Source organism: Kiritimatiellaceae bacterium, from assembly GCA_013141415.1.
Classification (GTDB): domain Bacteria; phylum Verrucomicrobiota; class Kiritimatiellia; order Kiritimatiellales; family Tichowtungiaceae; genus Tichowtungia.
Genome location: JABFQY010000002.1, coordinates 277,897 through 301,554 on the forward strand (window position 1 = coordinate 277,897; position 23,658 = coordinate 301,554).

Consider the following 23,658-nt stretch of genomic DNA (forward strand, 5'->3'; position numbering starts at 1 on the left):
GCTCGGTTGAGCGGCTTTTCGTTTTACAGTCCCTGCTGATGCTGTTTTTGCAGGAGTCTCATTCTCTCAAGCCGCTCTTTAGCGGCGGCTTTGCGTTTGGCCGGCATGGATTTAATCGGCTTTTCATGCGGAAGCAGTTCGCCGCCGACGGCCGAGGCCCCGCCGTCCACGTAGAGCGTTTGGCCAGTGATCTTTTTGGAGCCTTCGCCGAGCAGGAAAACAACGGCATGGGCGACTTCTTTTTTATCGTTCACCACATCCCACGGAAGCGGGCTGACCTTTTTCCAAGTGCGCGCCAGATGCGCGAAGTGCGGAATGGATTTGGCCGCTTTGGTGGCGAGCGGTCCGGCGGAGACGGCGTTAACTCGAACATGTTCGCGGCCGTATTCGCGGGCCAGAGCGCGTACCAGTGCCTCGAGCGCCGCTTTGTTGACACCCATCCAGTTGTAGAACGGAAACGCAACCTGCGAGGCGAACGAGAGCGTGACGATAGAGCCGCCTTTGGGCATGTGCTCCTGTGCGAACTGCGAAACGGTCGCCAGCGAGGCGCAACTGATATGGAAGCCTTGTTTGATGTCTTCAAACTGATCGGTATAAATATGATCGCCGAGACAGGTCTTCGGGTTGGCGAAGCCGATGGAATGAACGACACCATCTACGCTACCGATGGCGGCGAAAAGGTTTTTTACTTCGCTTTCAATGGTGACTTCGCAGTAGCGGATGTCCATTGCGTCCTTTTCTTCCTGCGAGATATCGGTACAGCCGCGGTCGAAGAAGATTTTTTTCAGCCGTTCGTTCTGCACCGTGTAAATCACTTTGCCGCCCAGCTCTTCGATCATCTTGCCGGTGGCGTAGGCGATGGAGTCGGTGTTGAGCAGGCCCATCACAACGTAGGTTCCGCCTTTTTTAATCATAACGTGTCCTTTCAGAAAACGGTTTATGTGCGCGAAAGCGCGGGACAATGCCAGAGTTTGGCCGCAAAAAAAGCCTTAAGTTGACTAAAAATCAACGCGCAGCAGCGGGCAGGTGCTGAACCGGCACTCTTTCACGGTGTTGATCAAGCCGATCTGCACGCCGTCCAGCCGCTCGCAGTGATTGATCAGGCCGAGTTGCAGACCGCGCACATAACGGGCGTGGTTATAAAGCAGAGCGACTTGAGCGCCTTGAACATCTTCGAAAACATAATTCCAGATGCCCGCAACTTCCAGCCCGTCCAGCGACCCGGCCATAGTGCTGAGCCCGGCGAGCTGCACGCCGTCCGATTCGCCGGTCACATTCGCCGCGCCGAGCGCAAACTGCAGACAGCCTTTGAGATCGCCTGCTTCAGCGAGAATAATGGCGCCCTGCAGAATGCCGTCGGCTTTAATGTCTGACTTAGCCATCAGTCCGCCGAGCTGGACACCGGTGGTTTCCTTTGCGCGGGCGGTCAGTCCGCCAATCTGAATGCCGCGGGTATAGCGCGACTCCGTGAAGAGAAGGCCCAGCTGGATGCCGTCGGCGTACCAGCCAGCTTCTGTGAAAACGCCGCCGATCTGAATGCCGGCGAGATTTTCCGCGCCGGTTTTGAAAAGGCTGGCCTGAATGCCTTTGGCCCAGCACTTATCGGTTTCCGAATCCGACTCGGCGGTCAGCCCGCCGATTTGAATACCGTTCACTTCGCGCGCCTTGCCGAGCAATCCGGTCAGCTGAATGCCGTAAAGATCTTCTGCGTCGGTAGAAATGGTTGCGACCTGAACGCCGCCGACCTGTTTGGTTTCGGCGTTCCACAGCGCAAGCTGAACGCCGCCGAAATCGTGTGTTTCGTTGCGGTAGATGGCCAATTGCAACCCGCTGGCATCCTCCGAAACGTTCCAGAAGCCGAGATCGATTCCGTGCATGTAGCGGTTTTCGACGAAGTAGCAGTTCAGGCGCAGGCCGTGAACGCCGTATTCCTTGGGATAGAGATAGTGATATTCATCAACGCCCAGCTGAAACGGAGTGCTGACGTGAGTAATGGATTTTTCAACCGGCATCGCCGCAAAGACAGAACCGGTCACCAGCGCGAGGAGGAGAGCAAGTGTCTTTTTCATAGTGGCGACGTTTTACCACTCGCCGCCTTAAAGATAAAGGCAAACCTTGGACGAAGGGAGCGGAGGTTTTGCCGCAAGGGATCGCAAGGATTACAAAAATTCCCCGGCGGATGGGTGGCTATGCAGGACGGTACCAGGAACCCTTACCGGTTCCCTCCCGGCGCAGAAGCCCTTGCTGAGTCAGTTGACGAACGTTCTGTTTGATGGTGTTGCGGTTTCCCCCGGTCATCTGCACCGCCTGCCGAACCGTCAGTGTTCCGCGTTCACGCGCGGCCGCCAGAAGGGCTTGAGACAGAGGCGTGAGTTGTGTCAGGCGGCTCTCTCGCTCGATTTTTTTCTCCAGCCCGGAGATTTGTTTCCGCAGAGAGCGAAGAAAGAACAAGGTCCATTCCATGATGGTGCTGTTGTCGCTGTAGATCGTTTTTTGCGTCCGGCGCAGGGTTAGGTAATATTGCTCTTTGTTTTCTTCAATAATCCGTTCAAGGGAGCTGTAGGGAACATATCCGTAACCGGCCTTCATGAGTAGCAGTGTGGTCAGAATACGGGAAAGCCGCCCGTTGCCGTCCTGAAACGGATGAACGGCCAGGAAGTGAACCGTGAAAACGGCAATGACCAGCAGCGGATGGGATGGCCGGTCTCTCCATTCACGGGAAAACCAGTCCATCAAATCAGCCATTTTGAGCGGCGTGTCAAAAGGCGATGCCGTCTCAAAAACAACGCCTGCGCTTTTGCCCGTCTGGTCGAAGGCTTCAACATGGTTATTTAATTTCTTATATTCACCGCGGTGCCGGCTGTCTTTCGATGAGTATTTCAGAAGGACCTGATGGAGCTGTTTGATGTGGTTCTCATCAAAAGGGATATCGGTATAGGATTGGAAAATCAGATCCATGCACTCGGCATAGCCTGCGACCTCTTCTTCATCCCGCGATTGAAGACTTTTGATCCGCAGGCCCGAAAGAAGCTCTTCCACCTCCCGGTCTGAAAGTTTCACGCCCTCGATGCGGGTGGATGAAGCGATAGACTCCATTGTGGCCACTTTACGCAGAGCGATCAGCTGTTCCGGAGCGAGAGAGGTCATCGCCTGCCACCTGCCCTTGAATTCATCAATTTCAGAAATTAATTTCAGCTCAATCTGTGTCAACTTGAACTCTGGAGTATCCATATAGACATCCGTATATATCCGTAACCCAATATTTTCAACAAATTTATGGGTATTTTTGGATATTTTTATGGATAGAGGCTATGCACAATAACGGCGAACCATTACTTCCGAACATTGGAAAAGATTTAACCGCAGATGGCGCGGATGAACGCAGATGGGCGACAATGTTTGTAAAGATGATTCAACGATTTGACGATTTTCTGCCAGAGGCAGATCCGCCTCCGGCGGAAACGAGGCGCACTGCGCCGTTTCAACGAACTTTTCCGAACGCCTCCGCCAGTTCGGCATAAACGGTCTTGGCATCCTGACCGAGGGCTTCGCAGACCCAGAAAAATTCCACCACATCCAGCCGCCGTTCGCCGTGCTCAATCCGCCAGACGAATGAATTTTCCCGTTCCAACTTCTCGGCAAGATCGCGCTGAGTCAGACCCGCTTGCTCTCTCATTTGCGTCAGCTTTTTAAGCACCGCGCCGTATTCGTCTGAATGGATAGACTTCTTCATCTGATCGCATAATGCGGTCAAGAGTCGTAAATTCGCAAAATGAGGCCAAAAGGCTTGACCGCAAATTGCGTTTAAAACTAGGGTCTCCGCAAAACAGCGGCTACTTGCACGCGGAAAGGGAAAGTATGGATACGGTTGTGACAATCATAGTTATTGCAACAAGCATATGGGTTCTGGTTGATGCCAAAACAATTGGCGTTAAAAAAGGGCAAATCAGCGGGGTCGCGAATATGGGGGCGTTTGGATGGTTTTTCGTCTGCCTGCTCCTGTGGATCGTCGGTTTTCCTTTTTATCTAGCGAAACGAGGCGAGTTTAAAAAGATCAACGGTAAATAACTGCCGCCCAGTTGACAAAAGCATAATCAAACACAGGCAAGGAGCGACTTCACATGAAATTAATCAGAGCGATTGCAATATTTTCAACAATCATTCTCCTGACAAATGGTTGCGGGAATTCCGTAAATTCCGTTAAGAGAGGAACCTTGGCGGGACGAGAGCAAACAACCATCGGAAACGCTTTCGATGCATTTTTTAACGAACCCAAGTGGGAGATTAAAGAATCGGCGAACAAAACCCAATTTGTCGAATTTATAGGCAAGGCAAAAAAGCCCGTTCCACTTGATGAAGAAGGAATGCTGGTCGTTCCCGAAGGCGGTAATGTCATGATTCAATTCATTCTGAAAAAAAAGGGTGAATTTGAAATCGGATATGCCGAAGCGCCGATCAAGGTTAATCCAAATCTTCCCGCAGAAGCCAGCAGCATGGTAGAGTTGACCTTGAGCCTCAAGGGCATCAAGACCGACGGCTCCTCTGCCACGTCGATTCAGGCAGAAGGGGTAAACGCCTTGCTTGACAGAATATACAGCAATTGAAAGCAATTCGCCGAGGGTCAGGATTTTGCCTTGGAGGGCACGTTCGGCTGGGAAGCCATCGGGCGATGGATGTATGACGGGAAGTATTAAGAACGGTCGTGTGTTGTGAATGCCGCCGTGGTCAGGTTTGATGGCCCGCTAGAATGCCGCGAATCTGTGCGATGTCTTTTTCGATTTGCGCAATGAGCGCTTCTTTAGACGGGAAGGGTTCAACGGCGCGGATTTTTTTGACCAGACGGATTTCGATCTGCTGTCCGTAGAGATTGCCGTCGAAATCGAGCAGGTAGGATTCAATAACCGGCGCGGGATCATTGAATGTTTTCCGTTCGCCGATGAAAACAGCGGAGGGGAGCCCGGAAGACGGAAGACGGAAGACGGATGACGGAGTTGTTTCTGTTCTCTGTTCTCGGTCTTCTGTCCTCTGTATTCTTGTATACGCGGCATAAACGCCGGGAGCGGGAATCAGTTCATTTTCGGGATCAATATTGGCGGTGGGGAAGCCAAGTCCGCGACCGATGCCGCGACCTTTGACGACGGTGCCGAAAATACAGAACGGACGCCCGAGCATTTTTTCCGCCAGCGGAATATCGCCAGCTTGCACGGCCTGCCGGATGTGCGTGCTAGAAATCCGTTCGCCGTTACAAAGAACCGGCGGTACGGCCGTCGCTGTAATACCGTGTTCGCCGCAGAGTTTTTCCAGAGATTGAAATTTACCGCGCGCTTTGTAGCCGAACGACCAGTCGGTGCCGCAAACAATGCCGCTGAGGGTCGGCAGTTTTTTCCATAGGCCGAACAGAAACTGTTCCGGTTCGGTGTGCGCGAAGGTTTGGTCGAACGGCACGGCGATGACTCCATGTACGCCGAGCGCTTCGAACTGGCGCAGGCGGCAGGCTTCCGCGCTGATGAGTGGCGGCGCGGTTTCCGGGCTGAGGATTTTGGCTGGATGCGGATGAAAGGTGAAGACCCACGCCTCGCCGCCGCGCGCTTCGGCTTGTTCGACGGCGGTGGAGACGACTTTCTGGTGGCCGATGTGTACTCCGTCGAAGCATCCCATCGCCAGAACGACAGGCTTGTCGGTGTGCGGAATTTCAGCGAGGTTTTTAACGTGAAGCATCAGGACAACTGATTAACAGAAACGATGTGTTTTTCAAGTTCTGCGCGATCCCACTTAAGGATGTCATCGAGGTTCCAGGCATTGGAAAGGCTGAAGTCGCCGGACTGTGTGCGGCGCAGTTGCGAAAGGCAGGCTCCGCAACCGAGGCGGGTTCCGAGGTCGTGGGCGAGAGTGCGAACGTAGGTGCCTTTGGTGGACTTCACTTCAAAGGTGGCGCGCGGCGGATTGAATTCGCGCAAGGCGAATTTGTAGATGTGGATGAAGCGTAGCTCGCGCTCGACTTCCTGCCCCTTACGGGCGAGTTTATAGAGCGGTACGCCGTTCATTTTGATGGCGGAAACCATCGGCGGCATTTGCATTTGGTCGCCGAGAGCCTTTTTCATTTCGGCGCGAAGCTGTTCTTCGGTGACGCCGGAAGGATCTTTTTCTGAAGTAACTTCGCCGTCGGTATCCTGCGAGTTCGTTTCGACACCGAACAGGATTTCACCTTCGTAGGTTTTGTCGCCGCCCATGATCCGGGCGGAGAGCTGGGTGCCGCGGCCGATCAGCAGGACGACCAGGCCGGTGGCGTTCGGGTCGAGCGTTCCGCCGTGGCCGACTTTGTTGAGCTGAAAATGGTTGCGGACTTTGGCGACGATGTCGTGCGAGGTCCATTCGCAGGGTTTGTCGATGAGCAGAACGCCATCGGGATCGGGCAGAAAATTGCGTTTACGCATCGGGAGTGTCCTTGTCGTCGGGGATATCGAGCTGTGAAAGGATCCCGAGCACGCGGTCACCGCTTTCGATGGAGTCGTCGAGTTTGAAATAGAGGCGCGGAGTGTATTTGAGGATAACGTGCTTGCTCATGCGGGCCTGAATTTCTGAGTGGTGCCGGTTCAGAAAGCGAATCATGCCGGCACGTTCTTCCTCGTGGCCGAAGATGGAGACATAAACGGTGGCGTCGCGCAAATCCGAGCCGGTTTCAACGGCGGTGATGGTAACGGCACTGGTGTCAAAATTGCTGTTGGCAAAAAGGCGCGGAATATCAACCGCGATTTCGCGTTTGAGCAATTCGTTGACCCGGATGATACGTGCGCTGGACATGGCAGTAAATATTGAACACCGAACACGGAATAATGAATATCGAAGGTTATTTTACTTCTGCACTCGAAATTCTTTATTCGTTATTCTGCGGTTCCTTTTAGAGTTTCTGAGCGATCTTTTCGATGGTGTAGGCCTCGATGACATCGCCTTCCTGGAAGTTGCCGAAGTTGTCGGGGCGGATACCGCATTCCTGCCCGTCGCGCACTTCGGCAGCATCCGCTTGGAAGCGTTTGAGCGAGCCGATGGTGCCTTTGTAGAGCACTTCGTTGCCGCGCTTGATACGGATGCTGGCGCGCGAAGTAATTTTTCCTTCAACGACCATGCAGCCAGCGACCTTATTGCGTTTGCCCATGTCGAAGATCGCTTTGATTTCGGCTTTGCCGAGATAGGTTTCGCGCAGTTCGGGATCGAGCAGTCCGCACATGGCGGCTTCGACCTCTTCGAGCAGTTCGTAAATGATGCTGTAGAGGCGGATTTCGACGCCCTCTTTTTTGGCCGCCGCTGTGACGCCGGTTTCTTTGGCGACGTGGAAGCCAAGAATAATGGCGTTGGAAGCACTGGCCAACATAACGTCGTTGGTGGTGATGTTGCCGACATCGCTGGTCAGAATTTTCAGCTTCACCTTGTCGCTCTTAATTCCGGCGAGCGAGCCGACGATGGCTTCAACCGATCCCTGAACGTCGCACTTGAGGATGACGTTGAGCTCTTTGATTTCGCCTGCACCAGCCTGCCCGAAGAGATCATCGAGCGAGACTTTGCCGCGCGAAGTCTGGTTGAGGTCGGCGGATTTAATATCCGCCAGCAGGGTTTCGGAAAGCTGTCTAGCTTCGCCCGCGCTGGCGCAAATGCAGAATTCATCGCCTGCGCCGGGAACGCCGGTGAGACCGATACATTTTACAGCGTGCGAAGGACCGGCGGTGCGAACCTGTTTGCCCTGATCGTTAATCAGCGCTTTGATACGGCCCCATTGAGCGCCGCAGAGAACGTTGTCGCCGACCTTGAGCGTTCCGTCGCGCACAAGCAGCGTAGCGGTCGGGCCCATGCCGGGCTCCATCCTTGCTTCGATGACAAAGCCGGTGGCTTTTTTATGCGGGTTGGCGCGGAGTTCGAGCATTTCCGCTTCAAGCGTGATGCGCTCAAGCAATTGATCAATGCCCGCGCCGGTGGTGGCGCTGACCGGAATACAGCCAATGTTTCCTCCCCAGTCTTCAACCATTACGCCATGCTCATTGAGCTGCTGTTTAATTCGATCCGGGTTGGTGCCGTATAAATCCATTTTGTTCATGGCGACGATGATGCAGACGTTTGCAGCTTTCGCGTGCTTGATCGCTTCGATCGTCTGCGGCATTACGCCGTCGTCTGCGGCAACAACCAGCACTGCGATATCGGTGACATTGGCACCGCGGGCGCGCATGGCTGTGAAAGCGGCGTGGCCGGGTGTGTCGAGGAACGTAATCTGGCGGGCGTCCATATCCACCGTGTAGGCGCCGATATGCTGCGTGATGCCGCCGGATTCGCTCGCGACCACTTTGGTGTTGCGAATGCGGTCGAGCAGAGAGGTTTTGCCGTGGTCAACGTGGCCCATGAAGGTGACAATCGGCGGACGGATTTCAATATCTTCGGGCCGGTCTTTTTCGACCGGAGCGACCGGCTTGCGCGGCGTGGCTTCCGCCGGTTTCGGCTGAGGTTTATCCTTCTTCTTCAGCTCAATCACAAATCCGTGTTTTTCACCGATCTGCTTGGCGATCTTGATGTCGATATCCTGATTGATCGAAGCGAAAATGTTCATCTTCATCAGCTCAGCGATGAGCTGATTGGGCTTGAGCGCCATTTTTTCGGCCAGCTCTTTAACGGCAATCTGCGGCTTGGCGAAAGAGAGTACATTGGAACCCTCGACCAGCTCCTCCGTTTCCGGTTCTGCGGCCGGGGCTTTTCCCGCCACCGGCGCCGCAACGGGCGGTACAACGGCGGAAACAGTTTTGCCGGCAGAGGCCGCACGCGCTTCATCAATAGAAGCGAAGCCGAGCTCGTCACAGACAACGGAAACTTCGTTGTCGGCGAGCAGGCTTTGACCGTCTTCAGCTTTGATTTCCACATCGTGGAGAATTTCAAGCAGCTCTTCGACGGTTACATCCAAATCAGTGGCTAGTTCGTGGACTCTCATTCTTTAATTTCACCATGTTTTGCCGTGTAGGCTTTTTCCGCAGCGCTCCAGAGAGCCTGCGCCTGTTCGGGGGTAACGTCTTCGATTTCCTGAAGGTCGGACAGATCGGCGGCCATAACGCCTTCGATGGTGAGGAACCCGGCGTAAACCAGTTTTTCCGCCCATTCTTCGCCGATCCCTTCGACCGCGGCCAGTCCGGAGACGGCGGCGGCAACGCGCTCTTCAAAGTTCATGGCTTCTTCATCCTTCTGGATGTCGACGCGCCAGCCGATCAGCTTGGATGTCAGGCGGGCGTTCTGTCCGCGCTTGCCGATCGCCAGCGAAAGCTGGTCGGCATCTACGGTGACGGTGACGGTATGTGTCGGCTCATCGGCCTCAACATGCTTGAGTTTGGCCGGAGCCAGCGCATTGATAACCAGCGTCTTAATATCGTCGCTCCAGCGGACGATATCAATTTTTTCGCCATTGAGTTCGCGGACGATATTTTTAACGCGCATACCGCGGATGCCGACGCAGGCGCCGACGGGGTCAACCCGTTCGTCATGCGAGATAACCGCCACCTTGCTGCGGTATCCGGCTTCGCGGGCGATGCCGCGGATTTCCATGGTACCGTCGGCAATTTCTGAAACTTCCAGTTCGAAAAGGCGGCGGACAAAATCGGGGTGGGCGCGCGACAGAAGAATTTCCGGTCCGGATTCGCGCTCTTTGATGGCGACGATGTAAGCGCGGATGCGCTCGCCGACCTCGTACTCTTCGGTCGGAACGCGCTCTTTTGAGGGCATGAGACCTTCGGCGCCGTGGTCGAGTTCTATGATTACCGTGCTGCGTTCGAAGCGGCGCACAGTACCGGTAACAATTTCGCCGGTGCGGTTTTTGTAGTCATCGAAAATACGGCTTTTTTCAGCCTGACGGATACGCTGCAGGATAGTCTGTTTGGCGGTTTGGGCTGCGATGCGGCCAAAGTTGCGCGGAGTGGACTCGATTTCGATCATTTCGTCGAGTTGAGCAGCCGAGTTGGTGCGGCGGGCTTCCGCCAGACTGACCTCATTGTAGCGGTCATTGACAGCCATCACCACTTTTTTGCGGGCAAAGGCTTTGATATCAAGAGTTTCGCGACTAATTACTACGCGCAGATCTTCGGCGTCGGCCATACTCTTGTTGGCGGCGTTCTGCAAAGCGGATTCAATCGCCTCGATAATCGTCTCGCGATCGACCCCGCGTTCGCGCTCCATGTATTCCACAACGGCACTCAGTTCGCTGTTCATCCGTCCCCTCCCGATTTCAAAAAACTAAAACAACAAGGCTCTGGAGCAAAAAAGAGCGGACCGGGGGCCCACTCTCTATCCAAAGACCAACTGCAAGGGCGGCAATCTACGCTTCCGGCAAGAGAGGGTCAAGGGGAAATCCGCCGGAATAGAGTTGCTGGAACGAACGCCGAAGAGTTCGCCAATCTATAGAAAGAGGCGCTGCTTTGAAACGCGCAGGTTCGACTGGGAATTAACTTGTAATAAGGCGGCCTGTTCATTAAATTTTGAACAATCTGAATCATCAAGGGGCGTCGTAATGAACTCGGCACTTTCAGAACTCGAAAAAGAGGTCGTCGATATTTTTGTCCGCATTGCCGGAGTACTGAGCTTGCCGCGCTCAGTCGGCGAACTCTACGGAATCCTTTTTATTTCTCCAGAGCCGATGTGCATCGACGATCTGATGTGCAAATTGAAAATCAGCAAAGGATCTACCAGCCAAGGACTTAAGATTTTGCGGTCATTTGGTGCCGTCAATCCGGTTTATGTGGCCGGCGACAGGCGGGATTTTTTTACGGCAGAAGCCGAACTGCGTAAGATCGTGGCAGGGTTCGTCAACGAACAGATTCGCCCCCATCTGGATAACGGCAAGGCGCGAATGGCCCGAATTGAAGGACTGATTGAGGCGGAAGTCCCTGGCCGAAAAGAGTTTATTGCTGAGCGGATTGAGCGGTTGCAGGGATGGCAGAAGCGCGCCGGCTCACTTCTGCCTTTTGCGCTTAATTTCATAAAACCGGATTGATGTAATGGAACAAACCCCTTCATCCTTAACTCTATTTTCCTGGCTGTGCGTTCGCACCCAGCCGAAGCGGGAGCATATTGCCGTCGGCCAGCTTAACCGGCTGGCGGGCGTTGAAGTGTTCTGTCCGCGTATTCGTTTCCAGCGCAATACCAAACGGGGCAGGGTCTGGTTTGATGAGGCGCTGTTTCCCGGCTATCTGTTTGCCCGGTTTGATTTTGATAAGAGCATTCGTGCCGTTTCCAGTGCCGTTGGCGTGCGGGGGTTGGTTCGTTTCGCCGGGGATTGCGCAAAGGTGCCCGATTTTATAATCGAAATGCTTCGCAACGAGTTCAACGGCACGGTGGTTATTTCTGAGCCGGAATTAAAGGCAGGCGACCGGGCTGTGATGGTTGACGGCGCCATGCGGGGGCTTCACGCCATTGTGACGCAGGTTTTGCCGGGCGGCGACCGGGTTAGAATTTTGATGGAACTGATGGGAACAGCCGTGGAGGCCGAGGTGCCGATGGAGGCGCTGGAGCCGGCCGCGTAGGATCAAGTTTTCGCAATTGACTGCGAAATACATAGGAAAAGTTGAAAAGGAAGGTTTCTGCCGGAGGCAGATCGACCGCGGGCGGCAGCCCGCCCGAAGGACACCATGAAAATACTTGTAACAGGTGCGGCAGGTTTTATCGGCATGCATGTGGCGGAGTCGCTTCTGAACGACGGCCACGAGGTGGTCGGGTTTGATAATTTCAACGACTATTACGATGTTTCCCTAAAGGAAGCTCGTAGCACCCGGCTGGAAGGCCGCAAAGGATATGTCGGGGTTGAAGGCGACCTCACGGACTATGAACTGCTTTCCACGTTATTCAGGGAGAACCGATTTGATTGTGTATGCCATCTGGCCGCGCAGGCGGGAGTTCGCTATTCGCTGAAAAATCCGGACGCCTACCAGAAATCCAATCTGGAAGGGCACCTGAATATTCTCGAGGCGTGCCGCCATGCAAAAGTTTCGCGGCTGGTCTATGCCTCCAGCTCCAGCGTGTATGGCGGGAATCAAAAAGTTCCATTCAGCGAGTCCGATCCGGTGGATCATCCGGTCAGCCTTTACGCGGCGACCAAAAAAGCCAACGAGTTGATGAGCCACGCCTACACTCATCTATACGGATTGCAGACCGTCGGGTTGCGCTTTTTTACGGTATATGGCCCGTGGGGTCGCCCGGACATGGCGTACTGGACCTTTGCCGAAGCGATGCTTAAGGGCGAAGCCATTCCGGTTTTTAATTACGGCAAGATGAAGCGCGATTTCACTTACATTACCGATATTGTTGCCGGGGTGAAGGCCGCGCTGTTTGCCGACGGACTGGATCCGTACGAGATTTTCAATCTGGGCAATAACCGGGCGGAAAATCTGATGGACTTCATTAAAACACTGGCCGCTTCGCTGGGCGTTGAGCCGAAGATGGAAATGCTGCCGATGCAGCCGGGTGATGTTCCTGTGACGTTTGCCGACGTTTCCAAAGCGGGTAAAAAACTGAACTACATGCCGCATACGCCGATTACAGAAGGCGTTCCGAAGTTTGTGCAATGGTACCGGGAATATCATGGTGTCTAACGTGCTGGTTATAGGTTGTAATGGGCAGCTCGGCGCGGACTGTATGTCTGTGTTCGGCGCGCGCGCCATCGGGATTGATCTGCCGGAGATTGATATCACAGACCGGGGCCAATGCTTCGGCAAACTGGATGCGATCCGTCCGTCCGCCATCGTAAACTGTGCGGCGTACACAGCGGTCGATGCCTGCGAAACCGATCCGGCCTGCTGGAAAGTGAATGCGACCGGGCCGAAACATCTGGCGGAATGGGCGGCGAAAAACGGCGCATACCTTGTTCATATTTCAACCGATTATGTATTTAGCGGAGGAAACCCGCTTTTTGAATCTTCCGTTGAAACGGATATTCCCGCGCCGGTCTCCGAATACGGGAAGTCCAAACTGGCCGGAGAGCAGGCTGTTCTTGAGAGCGGGGCCGACGCGGCCATTTTACGCACGGCGTGGCTGTATGGCGCTCACGGTAAAAACTTTTTAAAAACCATGCTTCGACTGGCATTGCAGAATCCGGATCGCGAAATCCGGGTTGTAAACGACCAATTTGGCTCGCCGACCTGGTCATACACATTGGCCCGGCAAATTGCCGCCGTCGTAAAAGTTCGGGCGACCGGTATTTTTCATGCGACGTCGGAAGGATACTGTAGCTGGTTTGATCTGGCCTCCCGGTTTTTGCAACGGATGGCGGTGCCGCACCGGATTGCGCCGTGTACGACTGCGGACTATCCGACTCCGGCCCGGCGCCCGGCGAATTCTATTCTGGAAAATGCCGCGCTAAAACAGCGCGGACTGAATCTTTTTGAGACGTGGGATGTTGAGCTGGAGCGTTTTGTCGGCGAACACCGGATCCTGTTGATGAATGAAACAAAAGGACTGCTGAAATGAAAAAAGTTTTAGTAACCGGCGGGGCGGGGTTTATCGGCTCTGCCGTTTGTCGCTATCTGGTGCTGGAGAAAAAGGTTCAAGTGTTGAACGTGGACAAGCTCACCTACGCCGGGAACACGGCCTCCCTGAAAGAAGTTGCGGACAATCCACTTTACCGGTTTGAGCGCGCGGACATCTGCGATCAGGAAAAAATATCTGGTCTGTTTTCCGGGTTTCAGCCGGACGCGGTAATGCATCTGGCGGCAGAATCTCATGTGGATCGTTCGATCGACGGTCCGGCGGCCTTTATTGAAACCAATATCGTCGGCACCTACACCCTGCTGGCCTGTGCCCGCGAATATTGGGGCGGGCTTTCCGGCGACCGGAAAGACGCCTTTCGATTTCATCACATCTCGACCGATGAAGTTTACGGCTCGCTGGGGCCGAAAGGGTTTTTTACGGAGACCACACCGTACGATCCGCGTTCGCCGTATTCCGCGAGCAAAGCCTCCAGTGATCATCTGGTTATGGCATGGCACCACACCTACGGCTTGCCGACGGTCATTACGAATTGCTCGAACAATTACGGTCCGTATCATTTTCCCGAGAAGCTGATTCCTCTGGTGATCCTGAACGCGTTGGATCAGAAGCCGCTTCCCATCTATGGAAAGGGAGACCAAATTCGCGACTGGCTCTACGTAGAAGACCACGCCCTCGCTTTGGTGTTGGCGGTTGAAAAAGGGGTTCCCGGGGAAACGTATAATGTCGGCGGACGCAACGAACGCACGAATTTGGAAGTGGTGGAAACCATCTGCGGTATTCTGGACGAACTGAAACCCTGCCCGGACGGTTCGTACAGAAGACTGATCACCTTTGTGAAGGATCGCCCGGGACACGATCACCGTTACGCCATAGATGCCACCAAGTTGGAGACAGAACTTGGCTGGAAAGCGCGGGAAGATTTCGACACAGGAATTCGTAAAACCGTCCAATGGTATCTGGACAACGAGTGGTGGTGGGGCCCGATTCGTTCCGGCCGCTATGCGGGAGAGCGATTGGGCAAGGCCTAATCGCGGTTGATAAGTTGATGAATGATGGTTGATAAGGGAGGCCCTGACAACCAACAACTATCATTCATCAACTAATTCGGCGAAGCCGCCCCCGACAACTAACATCTATCATTCATCAACTAATTTAACTGGAGGTTAAGAATGGGGGAGTTGAAGACATTTGAAACGCTGGAGTGCTATAAACTGGCTCGCGAATTGCGCAAAGCGGTTTCAAAATTCTGCAAGACTCTGCCTAGAGAAGAAGAATACCGACTGAAAGATCAGATCGTCCGTTCATCCCGATCTGTCACAGCAAATATTTCCGAGGGCTATGGACGGCATCACCATCAGGAAAATCTGCAATTTTGCAGAACAGCCCGCGGATCATTGACGGAAACCCTGGATCATCTGAACACGGCACACGACGAGGAGTATTTGACAGACGAGCAATATGCGATGTTTCGCCAGCTTCTTGAAGGAACATGGAAGGTACTCAACGGCTATATTGCTTACTTACAGAAATGCGCGGTCTCGGGGGTTCCTCATCAACTTAACAACGATCATTCATCAACTAAATCGGAGTGAAACGACGATGAAACGTAAAGGAATTATATTAGCCGGCGGAAGCGGAACCCGGCTGCACCCATTAACCAAGGTGATCAGCAAGCAGTTGCTGCCGGTGTATGATAAGCCGATGATTTATTATCCGCTGTCGGTTCTGATGCTGGCCGGAATTCGCGAAATTCTGATCATTAGTACGCCGCATGACTTGCCGATGTTCCGCGAACTTCTCGGAACCGGCGCGCAGTGGGGGCTTTCATTCACCTATGCCGAACAGCCAAAACCCGAAGGTCTGGCCCAGGCCTTTTTGATCGGCGAAAAATTTATTGGCAAGGATCCGGTGTGCATGGTGCTGGGCGATAATATTTTTTACGGGCACGGATTCAGCGGAATGCTGAAAAGTGCGGACGTTCGCACCGAGGGCGGAACGGTTTTTGCCTATCCGGTTCTTGATCCGGAGCGCTACGGCGTGGTGGAATTTGATGCAAACGGCACGGCGCTGTCGATTGAAGAGAAGCCCGCGAAACCGAAATCGCACTATGCCGTGCCGGGACTGTATTTCTATGACAACCGCGTGGTTGAAATGGTGAAACACCAGAAGCCTTCAGCGCGCGGCGAACTGGAAATTACCACCATCAATCAGCAGTATCTCGACGAAGGCAATTTGCAGGTTGAAGTATTGGGGCGCGGCTTTGCCTGGCTGGACACCGGAACGCACGAGTCGCTGCAACAGGCCGGAAGCTATGTTGAAACCATCGAAGCGCGGCAGGGATTGAAAATTGCCTGCGTGGAAGAGATCGCCTGGCGCAAAGGATTCATTGATTCGGCACAGCTCGAAAAACTCGGACGCGAACTCTCCAAAAACCAGTATGGGCAATACCTCCTCCGCTTACTCGCGGAGGAGAGAAGTTGATAGGTTGGCGAGTTGACGGTTGATAAGGAACCCCAACAACTAACAGTTATCAACATATCATTCCGGCATTCAGCTGGCCTAACAACGAACATTCATCAACTAACAACCCGTTGAGATTATGACAATTATCGAAACAGAGATTCCTGAAGTAAAACTGCTCAAGCCCCGGTTTTTTCCGGATGACCGCGGCTTTTTTCAGCAGACCTATCACGAACAGCAGTATCGCGAAGCAGGGATTGATGTCCGCTTTGTGCAGGACAACTGGTCGCGCTCAACCAAAGGTGTTTTGCGCGGACTGCATTACCAGCTTGAGCATGCGCAGGATAAGCTGGTTCATGTTGTGCGCGGCAAAGTATTCGATGTCGCTGTGGACATTCGCCGCGGATCCCCAACATTTGGACAGTGGGTTGGCGAAATCCTGTCGGACGAAAACCATCACCAGCTGTTTATCCCGAAAGGCTTTGCTCACGGATTCTGCGTACTGAGCGACGAAGTCGATTTTGTTTATAAATGCAGCGACTTCTATACGCCGGGCGACGAATACGGCGTCCACTGGAATGATCCGGATATCGGAATCGAATGGCCGTCCGGGGAGTTTTCTGTGTCGGACAAAGACCGTGCCGCCGCGCGGCTTAAAAGTATTCCGGCGAATCATCTGCCGGTTTTTGGAGAAACGAAATGAAACTGGATAACGTAAAGATCGGCATCATCGGACTAGGCTATGTCGGTCTGCCGCTGGCCGTCGAGTTCGGCAAAAAATATCCGGTGGTCGGATTTGATATCAACCCGGCGCGCGTTGCCGAACTTTCTGCCGGGCGGGATCATACGCTGGAATGTTCTCCGGAAGAGCTGGCCGCGGCCAGGTTGCTGAAGTTTTCAACCGAATACTCCGAACTGAAAACCTGTAACTGTTACATTGTCACTGTTCCGACGCCCGTCGATAAATCGAACCGGCCGGATTTGACTCCGCTCATCAAAGCCAGCGAAACGGTTGCTAAGGTGATCTCCAAAGGCGATGTGGTCATTTATGAATCCACCGTTTATCCGGGCGCGACCGAGGAAGACTGTTTGCCGGTGATCGAAAAACAGACCGGTATGAAATTCAACGTCGATTTTTTTGCCGGTTACAGTCCGGAACGGATCAATCCCGGTGACAAGCAGCGCCGGCTCACCAACATTGTAAAAATCACCTCAGGCTCCACGCCCGAAGTGGCCGATTTTGTCGATGCGCTTTATCGCAGCATCCTTACGGTTGAAACGCACAAGGCGCCATCGATCCGGGTCGCTGAAGCGGCCAAGGTGATCGAAAACACACAGCGCGATGTCAACATCGCGCTCATGAACGAGCTGGCGATGATTTTCAGCCGGATGGGAATTGATACCCTCGACGTGCTGAACGCCGCCGGATCTAAATGGAACTTTCTGCCATTCCGGCCCGGTCTCGTGGGCGGACACTGCATCGGCGTCGACCCGTATTACTTGAGTTTTAAAGCCGAGCAGGTCGGCTATTATCCCGAGCTAATCTCTGCGCAGCGCCGTGTGAATGATCGCGTGGGGCAGTTTGTCGTCGATGAAACCGTCAAATTGATGCTCAAAAAGAAAATCACTGTGAACGGCGCCAGAATTCTGGTGCTGGGAATCACCTTCAAGGAAAACTGCCCGGATGTTCGCAACACCAGAGTGGTGGACATTGTGCACAGTCTGAATGAATACGGATGCATCGTTGATGTGTACGATCCGTGGGCCGGAGCTGACGAAGTGAAGCATGAATACGGCATTGAGCTGATGCCTCAGCCTGTACCGGGAACTTACGATGCGGTCATCGCGGCCGTGAAGCATCAGCAGTTTGCTGCGATGACGACCGCTCAGGTGCGCGCGCTGTGCAAAGAGAACGCAGCAATATACGACATCAAGCGCGTTTTGCCGCCGGACATTGTCGACGCGGCGCTTTGATACGCTGCAAATTTTTACCGATACAGTTAACTCGACCAAAGGGTACATATGAAAAAAGCATTGATTACCGGAATCACCGGGCAGGACGGATCGTATCTCGCGGAACTGCTGCTCGACAAAGGCTACGAAGTGCACGGCATTATTCGCCGTGCCAGTTCATTCAATACAGACCGCATCGACCATCTCTACAAAGACCGGCACGAAACCGGCGTGAAGATGTTTCTGCATTACGGCGATCTGACCGACTCCAGCAACCTGAACCGGCTGATCGAAAAAATTCATCCGTCTGAAATCTATAACCTCGGCGCGCAGTCCCATGTGCAGGTTTCCTTTGAGGTGCCGGAATACACCGCCGAAGTGGATGCCATCGGAACACTGCGCTTGCTGGACTCGATTCGTGAAACCGGCGTGAACTGCCGCTTCTATCAGGCTTCGACTTCCGAGTTGTACGGAATGGTGCAGGAAGTTCCGCAGACGGAAACCACGCCGTTCTATCCGCGCTCTCCGTATGCGGTTGCCAAGCAGTACGGCTTCTGGATCGTCAAAAACTACCGCGAAGCGTATGGCCTGCACGCCAGCAACGGGATTCTCTTCAACCACGAATCGCCGCGCCGCGGCGAAACTTTTGTGACGCGTAAGATTACCATGGCCGTCGCCCGGATTTCGCGCGGCCTGCAGACCTGTCTCTACATGGGGAACATCAACGCACTGCGCGACTGGGGCTATGCACCCGACTACGTCCAGATGATGTGGATGATGCTCCAGCAGGCGGTGCCTGACGATTATGTCGTCGCGACCAACGAAATGCACACCGTCCGCGAATTTATCGAGAAGTCCTTCGGCCATGTCGGCATCCGGATTGTCTGGGACGGTGAAGGAGTTAAAGAAGTCGGCAAAAATAAAGCGACCGGCGAGATTGTTGTTCGCATGGATGAGCGCTATTACCGCCCGGCGGAAGTCGAACAGCTTCTCGGCAACCCGGCCAAAGCCAAACGGCAGCTCGGCTGGGAGCCAAAGGTAAAATTTGAAGAACTCGTCAAAATTATGACGGACGGCGATCTTAAAATTCTCGACGGTGCGCCTTACTCAAAAGGATTTTAAGGTCAGTTGTTAGGTTGATGAGTTGACGGTTGCTAGGGACGAAGAATGAAAACATTTGAAGAGCTTGAGTGCTATTAACCGAGACGGACTATTCTAATTTGCGAATGCTTCTCGAAGAGACATGGAAGGTTCTCAACGGCTATATTGCTTACTTGCAGAAGTGCGCCACCTCGGGTGTTCCCTCATCAACTTGACAACAGAGTTCCATTGATAACAGGACAACTAAACAACCATCAACTGTGTGAAAAAATGACATCAGCAACTAATAACCAGCAACTAGCAACCGGCATCCCAAAGGATGCCAAAATCTACATCGCCGGCCACCTGGGTCTGGTCGGTGGCGGAATCTGGCGGGCGTTTCAGCGCCACGGATATACGAACCTGCTGGGCCGTTCCATCGACGAGCTGGATCTGATCAGCCAACAGGCAGTCGAAGAATTTTTCGCCAAAGAAAAACCGGACTATGTGGTGCTTGTGGCGGCGAAAGTCGGGGGAATTCACGCCAACAACGTATATCGCGGACAGTTCATCTATGAAAATCTCATGATCGAACTGAACGTCATTCACGCCGCATACAAACACGGCGTCAAAAAACTCCTGTTCCTTGGCTCATCCTGCATCTATCCGAAGCTGGCGCCGCAGCCGATCAAAGAAGAGGCCTTGCTGACTGGGCCGCTGGAGCCGACCAATGAGCCATACGCGATGGCCAAGATTGCCGGCATCCGGCTGTGCGATGCCTATAACCGGCAGTACGAAACCAACTTTATTTCCGCCATGCCGACCAATATGTACGGCCCCGGCGACAACTATCATCCGGAGAACTCCCACGTTCTGCCCGCTATGATCCGCAAGATGCACCTCGCAAAATTGCTGGAAACCAACAATTTTGAGGAACTTTCCCGTGTTTATCAGCACGAGCAGAAATCGCAAATCGGCAATCAGAAATCAGAAATTCTGAACTGGCTCGACAAGAGCGGCATCACCCAATCGGCAATCGACAACCGAGCCAACGGCGAGCTGGGCTCTGCGACAGCGGAGCAACGAAGTGGCAATCAGCAATCAGCAATCACGCTCGCCCTCTGGGGAACCGGAACGCCACTGCGCGAATTTTTATACAGCGACGACCTTGCTGAGGCCTGCGTGTTTCTTGTTGAGAAAGCGAATTACAAAAACATGGCCTTTACTGATGAGTCGGGAACTGTGCAGTCGCACATGAATGTCGGCTCCGGCAAAGAAGTTACGATCAGAGAATTGGCAGAAACCGTCAAAGAGGTGGTGGGCTTCAACGGAAAATTGACGTGGGATTCCTCTAAGCCGGACGGCACCCCGCGAAAACTGATGGACTCCTCGCGAATTAACGCGCTGGGCTGGAAACCATCTGTGTCGCTCAAAGACGGTATTGGCCGTGCGTATCAGGACTTCCTGCAGCGGCATGCTAGAACCTATCTCAAAACCCCCGCCGCGTGAGGGCACGCGGCCTACAGTATGAAGTTCCATAGAAAATTTTTGTAGGCCAGGTCCCCGACCGGGCGCCAAACAAGTTAAGGCGATCATCACTCACAGTTTATTACTTATCACGTTTCTCCAACCCCAACCCTCAAACCGCCAACTTTTTAATATGAAATATTTAGTCACAGGCGGTGCCGGATTCATCGGCTCACACATCGTGGACGCTTTGCTCGAACGAGGGCACGAAGTGGTCGTGCTCGACAACCTATCGTCCGGGCATAAAGAGAACCTTTCCGGCGTCTGGACAAAAATCAGTTTTATTGAAGGCGATGTTCGTGATGCGGACACCTGTATAAAAGCGGCCGCCGGATGCGACGGAATTTTTCACGAGGCGGCGCTGGTTTCCGTGCCCGATTCAGTTAACCGGCCACGCGACAACCACGACATCAACATCACCGGAACGCTGAATATTCTGGAAGCCGCTCGGCAGCAGAAGGTGAAGCGGGTTGTGTTTGCCAGCTCTGCGGCGATTTACGGCGACAATCCTGAGCTGCCGAAACGGGAGGATATGCTTCCTGAACCGAAAAGCCCTTATGCTTTGGCCAAGCTGACCGGCGAGTACTATCTGAAAGTTTATGCCGAATGCTTCGGCATCGAAACGGTGGCGCTACGCTACTTTAACGTGTTCGGGCTTCGGCAGGATCCGTCGTCCATGTATTCCGGCGTCATTTCCATTTTTTCTGAACGCGTCAAAAAAGGACTGCCGATCACAATTTATGGCGACGGAGAACAAACCCGCGACTTCGTCAATGTGCGCGACGTTGTCTCGGCTAATTTATTAGCCATGACGACAGATTTTATCGCCACGAAAGGGCACCGAAAGGCACAAAAAAAGAATAATGCAATAGGGGACCCCGACCCTTATCAACTAGCGCCTGACAACCATCAACTGGTCAGCGGCAACTTTGTTGCGCTGAACGTCGCAACCGGCAAAGCGACCAGTTTGTTATCACTGTTGAACGGCTTAGAAACCATTGTCGGGAAAACGGTAGCGCGCAAATTTATGCCGGTGCGAGATGGCGACATCCGGCAATCTCTGGCAGATATTTCCAAGGTTCGGAGCGCTCTTGGTTACACACTCAGCGTCGGACTCAAAGAGGGGTTGAAGGAGCTGCTGGGGGATGAACATCTTATATGACGTTAACTTTAATAATCTCATTCTCTCGCCCGCTTCCTTGGGGTGCTTATTTGACGCGACACCTCGTAGTTGCCCCAAAATAGCGGCGCCCAGCTCGCCAAAGGCTTGGATCCAAATCTCGGAAATTTATGAAATATGCCCCGGCTGTCTGCTTAAAGGATGGCCTGCGCCAACTACTTGAGCCTCCGGATAAATAACATATCTCCCGCAACCTAAATGGAGTCATGCGACAATGAAATCATTATCCATAAATAGTTATATAAAGAACATTAAGCCTTATAAGACTGCTTCTCATGAAATCTGGGACGTCGATAAAGACAGTCGTAGCACCGTTTTAAAACTCGATTGGAATGAGGCGACGATCCCGCCAACCGACTGTGTTCGCCAGCGCATTTTAAAATTAAGTGAAGATGCGGGCTTTTTTAATCTTTACCCAAGCACTGAAAATGCAGAGTTACGACGCCTTCTTGCGGAATACGTCAGGCTGCCGGAAAGTAATATACAGTATTTTGCAAGTTCTGATTCAATTCATGAATATATTGCAAAACTCTACATCAAAGAAGACGCAAGGGTTCTTATTCAGGCCCCGTCCTACGATAATTTTCGGTTGACTGCGGAGACCGCCGGAGGAAAAATATTTTACTCAGAAATCGATGATCAATTTATATTTCATCCGGACAGGTTCGAGCGGGATATCGAAGCTCTGGAAATATCATTTGTCTACATTTGCAATCCGAACAATCCCATTGGCTATATTCACCCGGTTGAATACATTGAGACATTGCTCATCAAATACCCAAACGCTGTTTTTTTGATCGATGAGGCATACATCGAATTCTCGGACGGCTCTTGCAAAGACCTCGTTAAAAAATACAACAATCTGCTCGTAACGCGAACCATGTCAAAAGCTTTTGCGCTGGCCAACTTCAGGTTCGGTTATCTATTGGCCTCCGCAAATAATATAGAGGCCATGTCGGTGCTCAGAAACCCGAAGAATATTACAACTTTTGCGCAGGAGGCTGCCGTCGGTGTGCTGTCCGACCTTCCTTATATGTATGCCTATGTTGAAGAGGTTCGGTCGGCGAGGCAGTTTTTTTTCGAGTTTCTCCAAGGATATAAAGAATTGGTGACTGCGTGTGAGAGCAAGGCAAATTTTTTAGCGATCAAATGCAGATCAACAAAGTTGAAGTATGACATGATAAACCATCTGAAAATGAGCCGGATTTATGTGCGCGATTTAACGCAAAGTCCGATTCTGCAGAATTGTTTGCGTATAACAATTGGCACGCAGGCGCAGATGAAAAAAGTCGCAGAGGTATTGAAGCCTTTTTTTGAGTCCTATGACCTCCGATAAACCAACAAATAAATTGGCTCTATTTGACTTTTGCGACACGCTGGTGTCTTTTCAGACAGCGGATCGGTTTGTCCATTTTGTAAGAGCGCAGGAAAGGTCGCTCAAAATGTATGCGAAAGAGAGCCTCCGCAAAATCATTATTAGATCCGGAGCCTTACGATTCTTCACGCGGCTGGCCGGAACAGATTTTCATAAAAAGCTGGTTTTGTGGCAATTGAAAGGTATGTCCAATTCGCATTTAGACCGGCTTGCGGAGTGTTACTACCGGACGGAAATAAAGCCGGCGCTGATTAAAGAGTCAATGGAGACTCTCTTCCTGTTGATGGCGCAAGGGTATAAAATATTTCTCATAAGTGCCGGATATGATGCGTATCTCAAATATTTCGCTCGGGAATATCAAATTGACAAACTGATCTGCACCGAAATTTCCTTCAAAAACGGGAAGTGCCAAGGGACGTTCGTTGGTGAGGACTGCTATGGACAGCGCAAGCTCGTCCAGCTTAAGGAACATCTTAATAAAGCAGGCGTTTCCTTTGAAGAAACAATTTCATTTTCAGACTGCATCAGTGATTTGCCGTTGCTGCAGTGGAGTAAAACCGGAGTCGTTGTCCGCAAGGAAGGG

25 protein-coding genes are annotated in these 23,658 nt (G+C 52.8%); 16 read left to right on the plus strand and 9 right to left on the minus strand.

The features are described from left to right. Positions 1-23: 23 nt before the first annotated feature. The 4 genes from HOO88_04180 to HOO88_04195 form a co-directional block, all read right to left on the minus strand. Positions 24-914 (minus strand): SDR family oxidoreductase, encoded by an 891-nt coding sequence (locus tag HOO88_04180; GenBank protein NOU35947.1) that lies wholly within the window; start codon positions 912-914, stop codon positions 24-26. An 84-nt stretch (positions 915-998) separates the two neighbouring features. Beyond that, entirely contained in the window at positions 999-2,069 is a 1,071-nt protein-coding gene (locus HOO88_04185) for a hypothetical protein (GenBank protein NOU35948.1), read from the minus strand. Positions 2,070-2,187: 118 nt separating this feature from the next. Next, positions 2,188-3,231, minus strand: a complete 1,044-nt coding sequence (locus HOO88_04190) for a Fic family protein (protein NOU35949.1) — start codon at positions 3,229-3,231, stop codon at positions 2,188-2,190. A gap of 250 nt (positions 3,232-3,481) precedes the next feature. After that, positions 3,482-3,733 (minus strand): helix-turn-helix transcriptional regulator, encoded by a 252-nt coding sequence (locus HOO88_04195; protein NOU35950.1) that lies wholly within the window; start codon positions 3,731-3,733, stop codon positions 3,482-3,484. Positions 3,734-3,858: 125 nt separating this feature from the next. Between HOO88_04195 and HOO88_04200 the strand changes: the two genes are divergently transcribed. Then, entirely contained in the window at positions 3,859-4,068 is a 210-nt protein-coding gene (locus HOO88_04200) for a hypothetical protein (protein NOU35951.1), read from the plus strand. A gap of 53 nt (positions 4,069-4,121) precedes the next feature. Beyond that, on the plus strand, positions 4,122-4,604 hold the full coding sequence (locus HOO88_04205; GenBank protein ID NOU35952.1) for a hypothetical protein: 483 nt from the start codon (positions 4,122-4,124) through the stop codon (positions 4,602-4,604). 121 nt (positions 4,605-4,725) lie between these two features. On the opposite strand, the gene ribF is transcribed toward HOO88_04205, so the two are convergent. The 5 genes from ribF to nusA all read right to left on the minus strand — a co-directional run bounded on the left by ribF (position 4,726) and on the right by nusA (position 10,230). After that, the gene (gene ribF, locus HOO88_04210) at positions 4,726-5,718 is read right to left on the minus strand and encodes a riboflavin biosynthesis protein RibF (GenBank protein ID NOU35953.1); all 993 of its coding nucleotides are present in this window, start codon (positions 5,716-5,718) and stop codon (positions 4,726-4,728) included. After that, on the minus strand, positions 5,718-6,434 hold the full coding sequence (gene truB, locus HOO88_04215; protein ID NOU35954.1) for a tRNA pseudouridine(55) synthase TruB: 717 nt from the start codon (positions 6,432-6,434) through the stop codon (positions 5,718-5,720). Before truB ends, ribF begins: the two co-directional genes overlap by 1 nt. Continuing rightward, positions 6,427-6,801 carry a 30S ribosome-binding factor RbfA gene (gene rbfA, locus HOO88_04220; protein ID NOU35955.1) on the minus strand — a complete coding sequence of 125 codons (375 nt, stop codon included), beginning with the start codon at positions 6,799-6,801 and terminating at the stop codon, positions 6,427-6,429. Before rbfA ends, truB begins: the two co-directional genes overlap by 8 nt. A 97-nt stretch (positions 6,802-6,898) precedes the next feature. Beyond that, positions 6,899-8,965 carry a translation initiation factor IF-2 gene (infB, locus tag HOO88_04225; protein ID NOU35956.1) on the minus strand — a complete coding sequence of 689 codons (2,067 nt, stop codon included), beginning with the start codon at positions 8,963-8,965 and terminating at the stop codon, positions 6,899-6,901. Continuing rightward, a complete protein-coding gene (gene nusA / locus HOO88_04230; protein ID NOU35957.1) occupies positions 8,962-10,230 on the minus strand; it encodes a transcription termination/antitermination protein NusA in 1,269 nt (422 codons plus the stop codon). The genes infB and nusA overlap by 4 nt, the downstream gene beginning before the upstream one ends. A 298-nt stretch (positions 10,231-10,528) precedes the next feature. On the opposite strand from nusA, the gene HOO88_04235 reads away from it, so the two are divergent. The 14 genes from HOO88_04235 to HOO88_04300 form a co-directional block, all read left to right on the plus strand. Further along, the gene (locus HOO88_04235) at positions 10,529-11,011 is read left to right on the plus strand and encodes an ArsR family transcriptional regulator (GenBank protein NOU35958.1); all 483 of its coding nucleotides are present in this window, start codon (positions 10,529-10,531) and stop codon (positions 11,009-11,011) included. A gap of 4 nt (positions 11,012-11,015) precedes the next feature. Beyond that, positions 11,016-11,540: a hypothetical protein gene (locus HOO88_04240; protein ID NOU35959.1), complete on the plus strand. Its 525-nt coding sequence runs from the start codon at positions 11,016-11,018 to the stop codon at positions 11,538-11,540. Between the two features lie 105 nt (positions 11,541-11,645). Continuing rightward, positions 11,646-12,605, plus strand: a complete 960-nt coding sequence (locus HOO88_04245) for an NAD-dependent epimerase/dehydratase family protein (protein NOU35960.1) — start codon at positions 11,646-11,648, stop codon at positions 12,603-12,605. After that, positions 12,595-13,479, plus strand: coding sequence for a dTDP-4-dehydrorhamnose reductase (gene rfbD, locus HOO88_04250; GenBank protein NOU35961.1), 885 nt, complete (start codon positions 12,595-12,597; stop codon positions 13,477-13,479). Before HOO88_04245 ends, rfbD begins: the two co-directional genes overlap by 11 nt. After that, positions 13,476-14,528 carry a dTDP-glucose 4,6-dehydratase gene (gene rfbB, locus HOO88_04255; GenBank protein NOU35962.1) on the plus strand — a complete coding sequence of 351 codons (1,053 nt, stop codon included), beginning with the start codon at positions 13,476-13,478 and terminating at the stop codon, positions 14,526-14,528. The genes rfbD and rfbB overlap by 4 nt, the downstream gene beginning before the upstream one ends. Before the next feature lie 141 nt (positions 14,529-14,669). After that, positions 14,670-15,092, plus strand: a complete 423-nt coding sequence (locus tag HOO88_04260; GenBank protein ID NOU35963.1) for a four helix bundle protein — start codon at positions 14,670-14,672, stop codon at positions 15,090-15,092. A gap of 7 nt (positions 15,093-15,099) precedes the next feature. Continuing rightward, positions 15,100-15,981 (plus strand): glucose-1-phosphate thymidylyltransferase RfbA, encoded by an 882-nt coding sequence (gene rfbA / locus HOO88_04265; GenBank protein NOU35964.1) that lies wholly within the window; start codon positions 15,100-15,102, stop codon positions 15,979-15,981. A 118-nt stretch (positions 15,982-16,099) separates the two neighbouring features. Further along, the gene (gene rfbC, locus HOO88_04270) at positions 16,100-16,663 is read left to right on the plus strand and encodes a dTDP-4-dehydrorhamnose 3,5-epimerase (protein NOU35965.1); all 564 of its coding nucleotides are present in this window, start codon (positions 16,100-16,102) and stop codon (positions 16,661-16,663) included. Further along, positions 16,660-17,934: a Vi polysaccharide biosynthesis UDP-N-acetylglucosamine C-6 dehydrogenase TviB gene (gene tviB / locus HOO88_04275; GenBank protein ID NOU35966.1), complete on the plus strand. Its 1,275-nt coding sequence runs from the start codon at positions 16,660-16,662 to the stop codon at positions 17,932-17,934. The genes rfbC and tviB overlap by 4 nt, the downstream gene beginning before the upstream one ends. A gap of 48 nt (positions 17,935-17,982) precedes the next feature. Beyond that, complete coding sequence (gene gmd, locus HOO88_04280) at positions 17,983-19,035, plus strand: GDP-mannose 4,6-dehydratase (GenBank protein ID NOU35967.1); 1,053 nt, start codon at positions 17,983-17,985, stop codon at positions 19,033-19,035. Between the two features lie 288 nt (positions 19,036-19,323). Continuing rightward, complete coding sequence (locus HOO88_04285; protein ID NOU35968.1) at positions 19,324-20,502, plus strand: GDP-L-fucose synthase; 1,179 nt, start codon at positions 19,324-19,326, stop codon at positions 20,500-20,502. A 151-nt stretch (positions 20,503-20,653) separates the two neighbouring features. After that, positions 20,654-21,682 (plus strand): SDR family oxidoreductase, encoded by a 1,029-nt coding sequence (locus HOO88_04290; protein NOU35969.1) that lies wholly within the window; start codon positions 20,654-20,656, stop codon positions 21,680-21,682. A gap of 232 nt (positions 21,683-21,914) precedes the next feature. Continuing rightward, positions 21,915-23,036, plus strand: a complete 1,122-nt coding sequence (locus tag HOO88_04295; GenBank protein NOU35970.1) for a histidinol-phosphate aminotransferase family protein — start codon at positions 21,915-21,917, stop codon at positions 23,034-23,036. Continuing rightward, positions 23,023-23,658, plus strand: a 636-nt coding sequence (locus tag HOO88_04300) for an HAD-IB family hydrolase (protein NOU35971.1), incomplete at its 3' end; no start/stop codon positions are given. The genes HOO88_04295 and HOO88_04300, both read left to right, overlap by 14 nt.